Here is an 11,600-nt window from a genome sequence, read left to right on the forward strand (position 1 = left end):
ATGCTCAAATCTTATCATTTTGATATGCTCCAATTACTTGTCCTGAGCAAATATGATGTATCGTGTATATTTCCAACAAACTGTACTTGATAAATGCAATGCCCTTGTCTAAAGAGATCACAAAATAAGGATAAAAAAGAAAGCTGCCCCTCCTAATTGAGTAGACAGCTTTCCTAATCTTTTAAGTAGTATATTTATTAATGAAGATGCTTGCTAAAGAATCCCATCATGGCCTTATAAAATTCAATTTGGTTCTCCTCTTTACCAAATCCATGACCTTCATCATATTTAACCATATAAGGAACATCTACTCCTTTATCACGCAATGCTTTTACAATCTGATCTGCCTCGGCAATTTTGACACGTGGATCATTTGCTCCCTGAACTACAAATAAGGGTGATTTGATCGCATCAATATGGAAAATTGGAGAAACTTCTTTTGCTATAGCTGCTTCATCTTCTTTATCCAGATCATACCAGATCTCATACAACATTTCTTTATACGGTTTCCAATATTCAGGAATTGAGCTCATCAACGTAAAAATATTAGAAACTCCGACATAGTCTACGCCTGCTTTATATAGGTTAGGAGTTTTCGCCAGCCCACGTAACACGGCATATCCTCCATGACTTGCGCCATAAATCGCAACATTGCTTTTGTCAGCCCACCCTTGATCAATGACATATTGTATTCCATCTTCTACATCATCCATAGCTTTACGTCCAATCTGTTTAAAACCAGCTCGAAGAAAATCCTTTCCATAACCACCAGAAATACGGAAATTGACCTGAAGAGTAGCGTATCCACGACTTGCGAAAAGCTGAGTTTCAGGATTAAACCCCCAACTATCGCGTATACCTTGCGGTCCTCCATGAGGATTGACAATCAAAGGTACTCGCTTACCATCAAGAGCTGCTTTTGGCAAAGTAATGTATCCATGCAGTGTTAAACCATCGCGAGATTTAAACGTGATAGGACGCATCACCGCCATATCTTCCTCTTTCAATTGTGGCATCAAATCAACCAATAATGTTGCTTTTCCGCTCTTAGTGTCGTAATGGTAATAGCGTCCATATAATTTATCACTTTGAACAATTACAAGTAATTGATCTTCTTGATCTGTTTTTCCAGAGATAGAAAACTCATAACCTTTAAATTGATTATCTAAGTTACTATATATCTTTTTGAATGTTTCGCTTATGGGTTTGATTACAACTTTTTCACCTTCGTAACCGACAAAATCAATCTCCCAATTGCGTTTTCTTGATAACGAAATTAAATTCGCATCATACTCTTCATTGGAATAAATTTCCTTGATTATTTTCTTATTTTTAAGATCGTACAGCACAATTCTTGATTTATCAGAATCCAAATTGGTCAATACATAAGCTTCATCAAGATTTTTTGAAGCATAATTGAAAGAGACTACATTGAATGTCTCATCCCACTTGGTCGTATGAAACACTTCAAAACTTGTAGTTCCTTGTGGCTTATAGAAATATTGGGTATTGATACCATTAAGCATTTTGCTATATCCACGAAGGTTACCATCTTTATCAAAATCATATCCGACAACAGCATTTGCAGGGTCTTCGTTTGTAAATAGTTTTTCTAAAGCTCCTGTATTGATATTTACTTTGTAAGGTTCAAATACTTGCTTATTATCTTTATTCATTTGGATAATAATATAGTCTTTTTGCTCTTTAAGCATATTCAAGATGGATGCTTGCACATTCTCAAAAGGAGTCAGATCTATATTATTACTTCCATCAATATTTATGGCATATAGATGATAGTTCTCATTACCACCTTGGTCCATAACATAGACCAAACGATCGTCATTGATCCATCCCATACCGCGAATAAGTTCATCTTTCTCTTCGATCGCACGAATTATTTTGCCAGTTTTGACTTCCTTAACCATCACGTGGCGTTTATTCTTGTCATCCTTTTCACGATAAGAGATATACTTGCCATTTGGTGACAATTGAAAAGATGAAAGTTTAGGTTTAGCAAAATAATCCGCTACTTGGTACTTATGATTCCCCTTATCTAAGGCGATAAGTTCTGCTAACTGAGTTTCGGTTGATACCAATGTGGTATCCCCAGGCTTAGTAATCACAGTTTTAGCTAAAACCAAAGGTAGTTTAATACCAGCTTGACTATATGTGCCAGTGATTTTACTATTCTCCAATGTGCCTTCATACTTGATTCCTGCCTGTTCGATATTCAACGCTAGCTGATTGTTTTCAAAAGTTACTGAAGTTAACGGAATACCGACAGCTCCCTGAAGAGGAACATCCATAGTACCTTGAACCACCCCATTCGTCTCTGTCAAATGAAAAATAATACCGACAGCGGTCCCCTGATAATCTAAAGTGCCTGTCCAATCACCTTTAATTTGTGCATTCGTGTTTGACATACTCAAAATTATTAATACAATTGTGTAAAAAATCTGCCTCATAATTAATTAAGTTTTTTTCATTGTTAGTCGTATGTTTTTATGTTATGTTACAATTTATTTTCAAAATATCTAAATTAGATTGCAACACCCATTTATTGCATTTAGATGTTCATTGAATCGTTAAAAATTAAATCACCCCATAAAAACGATGTACTACATCTTAATTGCTAAAAATAGATCATTAAATATAGTCATAATTATAAAAATTCATGGCTATTTTGGCAATTAGGATATAAGGACTGATGATTTTTACAACTATTTCAGTTAAAAATCTGCTATAATTAAAATAATAATGATTTAATAAAATAAACAGATGCGATCAACTATAAAGTATCAAAAGATGAAGTAATATTCGATTCTAAAAAAGCAGCTATGTAAAACTATTAATTTTTATAAATCGCAGATTAATAGGTTTACATAGCTCTCACAGTGATTAAATTTTCACAGGCATTTGAGTGCTAATTGCGATACGATTCCAGCTATTGATGATTACCACTGCCATGATGATCTGTGCAATTACTTCTTCGGAAAAATACAACTTGGCTTGATTATAAGTTTTAGTCGTTAACCCATCGTTACTAATTAAAGTTATCTCCTCAGTCATTGCAAGCAGGGTTTTTTCTTCATCAGTAAAAAGATCTGTATCATGCCATGCATTAAGTAAAAAGATACGTTGAGTAGTTTCACCATTCTTTAAAGCATCCTTGGTATGCATATCAATACAAAAAGCACATCCATTAATTTGCGAAGCTCTGATTTTAATGAGTTCCAAATGTAATTTTGATAAGTCCGTATGAGTTAAATAATTTGATAAACCATACATTGCTTTCCATGCTGCAGGTTGTACGTCCTGAATTTTAATTCTATTTTCCATTTTTTTCAAGTATTAATTGTGATCAATGATCATAAAACAAAATTCATGATTTCATTTTCTAAAAAACTTAAGCTGGTTTAAGAAAGTAATTAGGACCTAACTTTACTATTTTTTTTTCGCAATTCACTCAGGTATTCAGGGGTAAGACCTAAAAATGAAGCTAATAATTTTTGAGGCACGCGTTGTACAAAATCAGGATATTTAGAACAAAACAAATAATAGAAGTCCTCTTTTGATGATCTAGCATATTTCATACGGTAAAGCGAAGCGGAATATGCCCTTTCATAAATTATTCTAAAATATTTTTCCAAGCTTGGTTGATCACTGAGCAAAAAATCAAAATCAGTTTTATGAATCCCTATTAAAGTAGTTTTTTCTAGAGCTTGGATAGAGAATAAGGATTTTTTTCTCTTATTAAAAGCATCAATATCAGTCATCCACCAATTTTCTAAAGCAAATTGTATTGTCTGTTCCACCCCTTTCTCATCAGCATAGAACATCCGTAAACATCCTTTCACTACAAAATATAGGTGGGTACACATTTCTCCCTCATTTAAAAGTAGTTCTCTTTTAGCTGTAGTTATGATATTAAAGGACTTACTTATATGCGTTAGCTGCTCATCATTTAATTCAACATATTTCTTTATATGGTTCAATAATAATTCCATTCTAGGATAACAATTATAAAAATAATGATAGTTCTATCATTAAAATATCATTCATCATGTAAACAACTTGGTTTTTATAAGGCATAAAAATAGTTGTTTTATTTATCCACAATATATGTAAAAATAAGTACAGGAAGATAAGGAAGTTACAAGCTGGTATTGCAAGAGCTGAGAAACGACTTCAAAAAACTAAAATATAAATACCAGCTGTATAGCATCGCAACTTCTTAAAATAAGTCGAGAGATCAGTACAACAAGCAAAGTTGGAAATATAGCTAAAGAAAAAATCTAATTAATTAATCTACTAAGAACATGATATTGTGCATAAAACCTATACAGAAACAGGATCTTGGCGATGACGCTGTAAGTATTGTTTTTTAATGATATACAGTTTATAATAATCATAAAAACCAATAATAAGTAAAACAAAGCAAACAACATAAAACGTTTTATATGTTAAAAATGCAAAAGACAGTCCACTAATCAGTCCACCAGCTACATAAGCTATAACAATGCTGAGAAGTAAATGAAACTTGTCCACCAATGCCTTGTTGTGCCGATTAGATTCTTTTGTAAACATCGATATCAATATCGCTAAATCTGTCGTAAGCCCTGTTAAATGAGTTGTTTTTACCACAAAATTGGAAATAGTGGCAGTTAGACCATTTTGCAACCCCATTGCAAAAAGCAATGCCCCTACCAATACTTCTGTTTCTTGCAAAGAGTCTTTATAAAAGAAATCTAAATAGATACCGACAAATAAAATACTGAATATTTCTAATCCTAACGGAATAGAGTGTGTTAAATAAGTACTAAAACGTCCCTTTCCATGGATGATGATCATATTTGAAAGCATACTACCAACAAGAAATAGTAGAATCCAAAACAAAACAACAGCGCCTTGATACCAATTACCTTTAGCGATTTCTTGCGCAAAAATCGCATAATAACCCGTCACATTTGAAGTGAACGAAAAGAATACAATGACCGATGCAACATTGACCATTCCCGCTGAAAAAGCAGTCAATGCACCCAACTTGATATTGTCCTGTATCGTACGATGATTACTATATTTTCTCAGCATAATTTACTCTCCCTCCTTTTTTCAATACTATACGTGCAATACCTTTAGCTTGAAGATCCAAATTAAGATACAGGATCAATTCATTTCTATTCAATTGATGGATAACAAAACTCTCAACAAGTTTATCGTCTTTCCTCAATTCAAGAATATGCCCTCTTCCCTTTAAAAACCAATTGTATCTTTTATCCTCATGATGAGCAACATAGTTATCATTTCCATTTCTTTCGAAATGCCACAAACCATCTTGAAGAGGTGGAAGATGCGCTATAGCCGCTGTTTTTATTTCATCATGTATAATAGCCTGTTTTTTAAATGATGGGTTATTTTCCACCTTTTCAAAATACCAACCCTGCTCTACCCACTCACCTTCCAGCATACGTTCTGGATTTTCATAAAACATGACCATCGTCGTCGCTACAAACAGAAGTAAGGCGAGAAAGATGAAATTAAATCTTGATAATATTTTTCTTTTAATAATTGACATCCCATTTTTTGTTAAAGAATAAATCTGACAAAACATTTCGCTCAATTTTCTGTATACCGGTCTTTTGGATGATCCCAACACGACCTCGATTACGTTCGTTTAAACGTAACAACGCCTTTCCAACATCAAAAAAATGTTTTGTTCTTTTTTCAAATGCATAATTTGATGGTACTCTGATTTCGTCAATCGCAGCACCTTTCAAATAGTTATGTAAGTAATTGGCATTCTCCGTACCGATGATATCGGTATATATATTGAGTTTACGATCTTCATACCGATGACAGATCATTTGACAAGCTTTAATGAAATCTTCAGAATGGAGTTCCTTTAAATGATCTTCGAGGGTAATTCCCAACAGTTCAGTAATTGAAGTACTGCTCCTGTTGCCATATACCAATATGATTTCCAATTCATTAGCTTTTGACTGTTCGATGCTCTGTATAACAAAAAATAGCGAATCTATCGTGAAATCACTTGGAATCAATATACGTTTATTCATGCCTTTTACTTTTAAAACAAAGTTAAAAGACAGAGATTGCAATGGAATGAACTTGAAGTTAGCTTTTAATTAGAATATCAAAGCTGATATTAAAATGAGATTAGAATCGTCATAAAGATTAAAATGAGATTAAAATTTAAGAAAAGTAGGCAATTCGATCTCAACAGTAGTGCCCTTATCCACAATAGAAGTTACCTTTAATGAACCTTCATGCAACTTTATGATATTTCGGGCTAATGGTAGTCCGATACCATACCCGTCAATCCCATCAGTATTAGACGCTCGAAAATATGGATCATAAATATGTTGCAAATCCTCTGAAGGAATACCTATTCCCTCATCCTTTATTAGAATAAACACTTTTTTATCCAAAGCACCTAAAGCAATGTAGGCCGTTCGATTACTAGAATATTTACAGGCATTGCTGATGATATTAGACAACGCTAACTGAAGTAAAATTGCATTTCCACTAACTTTAAGACGCATACTATCATCCGGTAAAAGATTAAAATCGGTGATGATCTTAAACTTATCATTGATCGCTTTGACCATCAGTTCTGCATCCATTATGACCTGATCAATTCTGATAGGACCAAACGAAGATGAATTACTAACAAATCCAGTACGTGCCAGCAAAAGAAGAGCCTTTGTCTTTTTTTCTAAATGCTCTGCAGATTCAATAATTTTCAAAAGCGTTCTTTGATATTCTGCTTGACTTCGCTCTTTAGAAAGCGCTAAATCTGCCTGACCTATAATAGAAGTTAAAGGTGTATTAAGCTCATGTGATGCATTACTAATGAAGTTTTTTTGTGTTTCAAATGAGGTTTCCAATCGTGTAAGCATATTATTAAAAGTACGAGCTAAATCTTTAAGCTCGCCCTTATATTTAAACTCATCCAGTCTTTTATCCAGATTTTCAGAACCAATCTGTTGCACCTCCTTCATCATCGTAAGGATAGGCTTCAAAAACGATCTTTTCATAAAAAGAGACACGACCAAGATAAATAATATGCCCAGGATCAAGCTAATGATCAACAAATTTCTTAAGTATGCCAGATGATGGGTATAAAAATAATTTTCTGCAGATGCCCCGATGATAAAGTTTCGTTTATCCTTGGTGAAAAATTTAGTAGAATAAAATTGGTTGCCTTCCTTAAAATTAGAAATTCCCTTTTTATTGATTTTACTCCATAGTTCAGGATTAAAGCCATGACTGTTCAATATCTTTTCATTTGCATCAAATTCAACAAGAAATTCATGTTGATTATTCAAATCTTCAATAAAATCTAAACTCCATTGATTACTGCGCAACGCATTATTGATATTCAGAAACTTCTCTGCAGCTATATTCCTCCTCAAATCCAATCTTTTATAAAAATCTGTAAAAGCAAAATTTGAAATAGAATAGAAAATAAAACCAACAAAACAACTGACATAAATAACCAATATGGCAATAAGATAAATGAGTTTTCTATTATAATTATGCATCAGCTTTTAGTCTTCTATTTTTAACACATAGCCCATACCGATCACAGTATGAATGGCTTTTTTAGAGGTTACTTTTTCAATTTTTTTACGCAAATAATTAACATAGACGTCCACAACATTAGATCCGATGTCAAAATTAATCCCCCATACTTTATCCAGAAGTAAACTACGCTCAAATACTTTTTTAGGACTTTGTATAAATAATAAAAGTAATCGATATTCGGTGCTTGTCAGATTCAATTCCTGATCGTCACAATAAGCGACCTTTTTATAATCATCTACTTTCAAAAACCCATATTTATACTCTTGAGAATGATCCTGATCCTTCTGAGTAGCCTGAATAATAGAATGTTTACGACGTATCAAAGATCGAATTCTGGCTTTCAATTCGATTAATTTAAATGGTTTAGATAAATAATCATCTGCACCATTATCCAGACCAAGTACAACATTTTCTGGAGTCCCTAAAGCAGTCAGCATCATCACAGGAAGATCAGTATATCCCCAAAATCGGATCTGCCTACAGATCTCCAATCCATTAGTACCTGGTAATAAAATATCCAAGAGAACAAGTGAGATATCGTGAGTTGAAAGTAGTACCTCTAATCCTTCCGAATTATTTAAATGTATGACTCGGTAACCATCCTCCTCCAAACCTTGAACAATCAGATCTGCTACCCCTTGTTCATCTTCAACCAAGATAATTTTTTGCTGTTCTACACTCATTTACGCTATATTTTAATTAGCTCTGGAATTATTAAAACATAAAAATAAGCTTTTGATGGCTTTGACACAAATTTTAAAAGTATATCATAACCAACTAGATAATCATGCTTTATAAAACTTGATCTTATGAGAACAATAAATTTTAAAACTTTGATCAAGATACTTTAATAATATAGGTTGCATAATTAAAAATTTACGATAGATATAAAACTAAATTTTGAACAATTAATCATTAATAAAAACCTTTATAATTCTATATCCATAACTAATCCTCTTCTACTCGATTCCGCAGCCAAACTAAAGGTATTTCCAAACATTTTTCTATCCAAATTGTTGTTTTAACAATTGGAATACATCTTATGATGTGCCAACTAAAATAATATCTATTACACATACTCACATTTAAAAATGTGCGGTGCTTAAATCTTAATAAAATGGCAATAACAACCAATCGATTATCTCAGACACTTTGTCAAGCTTTAAATGATCAAATTACATTGGAAGCATATTCTGCTCAAGTATATCTCATGTTAGCCTGCTGGGCAGATGACAATAGATTAGATGGTATCAATTCATTCCTTATGAAACATTCCCAAGAAGAAAGAGTGCATATGGCTAAAATAATAGAATATATACAAGAAAGAGGTGGGTCTGTAAAAATTGATGCAATAAAAAAACCTGAACCCGAGCCTACCAATATTTTAGAGTGCTTTGAAATGGTATTGCAACAAGAAATAGAAAATACCGAATCAATTTATAAAATAGTAAATTTAAGCATGCAAGAAGGCGATTGGGCGACATGGAATTTCCTTCAATGGCTTGTTAATGAACAACGTGAAGAAGAAAAACTTGCATTGGACTTATTAGATAAAGCTAAGTTAGCTGGAGGCAGCGATATGACAGACAATGCTCGCTTTGAGTTAAATAAACTAATTGGTAATACTGGTCAGGAATTTCCAGTTGCAGATGAAATTAATCCACTAGCATAAAATAAAATATGTTAAAAAGGATAGCTAATTATACGTCAGCTATCCTTTTTTATTACTTTATAAATACCTATAGCGACCTCTTGGCCAATAAAGAGATATCCAAGGAATTATGATACAATTTCTCGACAAGCCCGAGCATTAGCTGCAATTGTTCTTTAATTAATAGCTCATCACTCTGATCGAGCACATGCGATCGAGAGACCGAGGACTTCAAAGGAAGAATTTCTAATAAGTCAGTCTCAAATAAAGCATATGTTTTTTTTAACTTTAAAAGAATTTTATTCATCAACCGTTCATGCTCATCATGAAAATTCGAAGTTGAGCGATGATCAATCATATGGGTAAATGCCATTGCATAAGAAATCAACTGATGTGTAAAAATTGAAAAATCATTTAATTCTTTAGTAAATGGGCGCTGATATATAGGTTCATTTAGAATTCTTTCATTTAAGGCATTCAACTCCGCCAAACTCAGATAAATTTCTTTGCGAGCGACTTTATAATCTGCAATATCAATATGATCGCCCGACAGTTTACGAAAGCAAATGGATAAGAAATGAACATTAGACTGTACGACATTTTTTAAATAACTCTTTACCGAATCACTTTCCCATGTCGGAAGAATAAGGTGAAAAGATAAAAAACACAGAACACAGCCAATGACAGTATCTAATAAACGTTCTTTCAATAGGAGAATTCCAAAATCATCTACTCCTGTAAAGAAATAGTAGGCAATAAGAAAAAAAGCAGTTAGAAAAAATGAACCATAAACATATTTACTCCTTAAAAAAGTAAATGTTAAAAGCATATAAACCAACATTAAGCCCAGCAGTACATAACTATTTGTAATCAAGAAAATACTTAAGAGACCCAAGAGGCCACCTAAAAATGATCCTTTTAGCCGATCAATACTCCGTTGCTTACTTAAACTAAAACCTGGACGTAAGATCACAATAATGGTAATATAAATCCAAAAACTATGCTTTGTTAAGGCAATGTAATCAGGAAAGAAAATCGGCAGCGCTTTGGTAATCACAAAAGCAATCAACATCACAATAGCCACACGAAGAGAATGTCTAAAAATTGGTGACTTTAAATTCAGATGCGCTTGCAGTATTGGCCATGAAAATGTCCTTTGCCTAAAGAAACGCTCTTTATGTGCGATCAGCTCAGAGTGATCATGAACTTCTTCAGATTTAGATAAAATACGATGGACCTCTCTTATTTTTTGCATCACGTACCTGATATTAACAAGTATCTTTTTCAACACAATTGTTGTCCCTCCTTCTTGCTTTTCAAGAGCAATAATTTCTGCATATGCATTATCCCATAGGCCTGTAAATTGAATGGCATTCTTTGGCGATTTTAGCAAACTTATTGGAGTGGTCAATCGCTCTAATTCTTCGGCACAACTAATCAATAATTCAGGAATGACTTGATACACCTTGGTATGTCCATATTTTTCACGAATCTGATAATAATCATGATGGGAAGCATTAATTCTCTCAAACAATTCCATCAATGTTGCGAAAATAAAGGTAAGCTGTTTATATTGATAACTTGCAAATTGCTTCTCGGTCGCTGCAGAAAACAAAACCTCACGGACATTTTCCTGACGTTGATTTAACACCATATTGATTTGAATAACTTGTTTATGCGTCTTTGCAATAGCAGTATTAGCATCAAAAAAATCAGCCTTAATACGAAGTAAGCTACCTATTTTGTAAGCACATTCTGCTAAAACTTGCTGGCTAACACGATATGGTCTCATGTATCGTAGGACTAATACAAAAATCATATACCAAATTGCACCAGCAGTGAGCAATAAAGCTTCTGTGATAGGATGACTACTTTCATGGGTCAACGTTAAGCTAAAAAATAGCGCTAATAAACAAGATGCACCAATGCCCATCGCCCTTATACCAAAAACAGTCAACATACAAGCCGCAAAAGAAAAAAAAGCCATAAATAGACCCAAGAAAAAATCTGAAAAAGGTAATATGCGTGTAAGCATACTCATTGCGAAAATAACGATAACATTGATAAACAAAGATTGACGGCGCTCACGATAGGGGCCGACCAAATCTGGAGTACTTGCTATAATGCTACCTATACCCAAGGTTACACCATGGTGCAGTTGACCAAAAAAAGTGAACATGAGAACTGGAATCAGGACAGCAATAGTTATTTTTAATCCCTCATGAAACGGTTGGCTATTAACAAAAAACCGTGTCTTTTGCCATACTTTTTCTATACGATCACGCAATATAAGTTATATTATTAAAGTGGAAATATGTCGATTAAAGATTATACTTATGCTCAT

Annotated in this window: 10 protein-coding genes; 1 reads left to right on the plus strand and 9 read right to left on the minus strand. The window is 33.3% G+C overall.

All coding sequences use genetic code 11. The annotated features are described in order from the left end of the window. Nucleotides 1–197: 197 nt before the first annotated feature. The 8 genes from MUB18_RS21065 to MUB18_RS21100 form a co-directional block, all read right to left on the minus strand. Nucleotides 198–2,423 (minus strand): alpha/beta hydrolase family protein, encoded by a 2,226-nt coding sequence (locus MUB18_RS21065; protein ID WP_248754545.1) that lies wholly within the window; start codon nt 2,421–2,423, stop codon nt 198–200. Nucleotides 2,424–2,898: 475 nt separating this feature from the next. Beyond that, a complete protein-coding gene (locus tag MUB18_RS21070; protein ID WP_248754546.1) occupies nt 2,899–3,339 on the minus strand; it encodes a carboxymuconolactone decarboxylase family protein in 441 nt (146 codons plus the stop codon). 89 nt (nt 3,340–3,428) lie between these two features. Next, nucleotides 3,429–4,007, minus strand: a complete 579-nt coding sequence (locus MUB18_RS21075; protein ID WP_248754547.1) for a Crp/Fnr family transcriptional regulator — start codon at nt 4,005–4,007, stop codon at nt 3,429–3,431. Between the two features lie 331 nt (nt 4,008–4,338). Then, the gene (locus MUB18_RS21080) at nt 4,339–5,091 is read right to left on the minus strand and encodes a YoaK family protein (protein WP_045754831.1); all 753 of its coding nucleotides are present in this window, start codon (nt 5,089–5,091) and stop codon (nt 4,339–4,341) included. Further along, on the minus strand, nt 5,075–5,575 hold the full coding sequence (locus MUB18_RS21085) for a hypothetical protein (RefSeq protein ID WP_045754830.1): 501 nt from the start codon (nt 5,573–5,575) through the stop codon (nt 5,075–5,077). Before MUB18_RS21085 ends, MUB18_RS21080 begins: the two co-directional genes overlap by 17 nt. Continuing rightward, nucleotides 5,562–6,074, minus strand: a complete 513-nt coding sequence (locus tag MUB18_RS21090; RefSeq protein WP_045754829.1) for a hypothetical protein — start codon at nt 6,072–6,074, stop codon at nt 5,562–5,564. Before MUB18_RS21090 ends, MUB18_RS21085 begins: the two co-directional genes overlap by 14 nt. Before the next feature lie 129 nt (nt 6,075–6,203). Beyond that, the gene (locus tag MUB18_RS21095) at nt 6,204–7,562 is read right to left on the minus strand and encodes an ATP-binding protein (RefSeq protein WP_045754828.1); all 1,359 of its coding nucleotides are present in this window, start codon (nt 7,560–7,562) and stop codon (nt 6,204–6,206) included. A gap of 6 nt (nt 7,563–7,568) precedes the next feature. Beyond that, entirely contained in the window at nt 7,569–8,288 is a 720-nt protein-coding gene (locus MUB18_RS21100; RefSeq protein WP_045754827.1) for a response regulator transcription factor, read from the minus strand. A 434-nt stretch (nt 8,289–8,722) separates the two neighbouring features. Between MUB18_RS21100 and MUB18_RS21105 the strand changes: the two genes are divergently transcribed. Beyond that, complete coding sequence (locus tag MUB18_RS21105; protein WP_248754548.1) at nt 8,723–9,277, plus strand: ferritin; 555 nt, start codon at nt 8,723–8,725, stop codon at nt 9,275–9,277. Nucleotides 9,278–9,344: 67 nt separating this feature from the next. Here the strand turns inward: MUB18_RS21105 and MUB18_RS21110 are convergent, their stop codons facing one another. Continuing rightward, nucleotides 9,345–11,543: an FUSC family membrane protein gene (locus MUB18_RS21110; protein WP_248754549.1), complete on the minus strand. Its 2,199-nt coding sequence runs from the start codon at nt 11,541–11,543 to the stop codon at nt 9,345–9,347. Nucleotides 11,544–11,600: the final 57 nt, after the last annotated feature.

The sequence above is a fragment of the Sphingobacterium sp. PCS056 genome, assembly GCF_023273895.1.
GTDB lineage: Bacteria > Bacteroidota > Bacteroidia > Sphingobacteriales > Sphingobacteriaceae > Sphingobacterium.

Coding starts and splice junctions, on each gene's coding strand:
- MUB18_RS21090 (WP_045754829.1), bottom strand. CDS start 6,074: ATGAATAAACGTATATTGATTCCAAGTGATTTCACGATAGATTCGCTA.
- MUB18_RS21095 (WP_045754828.1), bottom strand. CDS start 7,562: ATGCATAATTATAATAGAAAACTCATTTATCTTATTGCCATATTGGTT.
- MUB18_RS21070 (WP_248754546.1), bottom strand. CDS start 3,339: ATGGAAAATAGAATTAAAATTCAGGACGTACAACCTGCAGCATGGAAA.
- MUB18_RS21075 (WP_248754547.1), bottom strand. CDS start 4,007: ATGGAATTATTATTGAACCATATAAAGAAATATGTTGAATTAAATGAT.
- MUB18_RS21100 (WP_045754827.1), bottom strand. CDS start 8,288: ATGAGTGTAGAACAGCAAAAAATTATCTTGGTTGAAGATGAACAAGGG.
- MUB18_RS21105 (WP_248754548.1), top strand. CDS start 8,723: ATGGCAATAACAACCAATCGATTATCTCAGACACTTTGTCAAGCTTTA.
- MUB18_RS21065 (WP_248754545.1), bottom strand. CDS start 2,423: ATGTCAAACACGAATGCACAAATTAAAGGTGATTGGACAGGCACTTTA.
- MUB18_RS21085 (WP_045754830.1), bottom strand. CDS start 5,575: ATGTCAATTATTAAAAGAAAAATATTATCAAGATTTAATTTCATCTTT.
- MUB18_RS21080 (WP_045754831.1), bottom strand. CDS start 5,091: ATGCTGAGAAAATATAGTAATCATCGTACGATACAGGACAATATCAAG.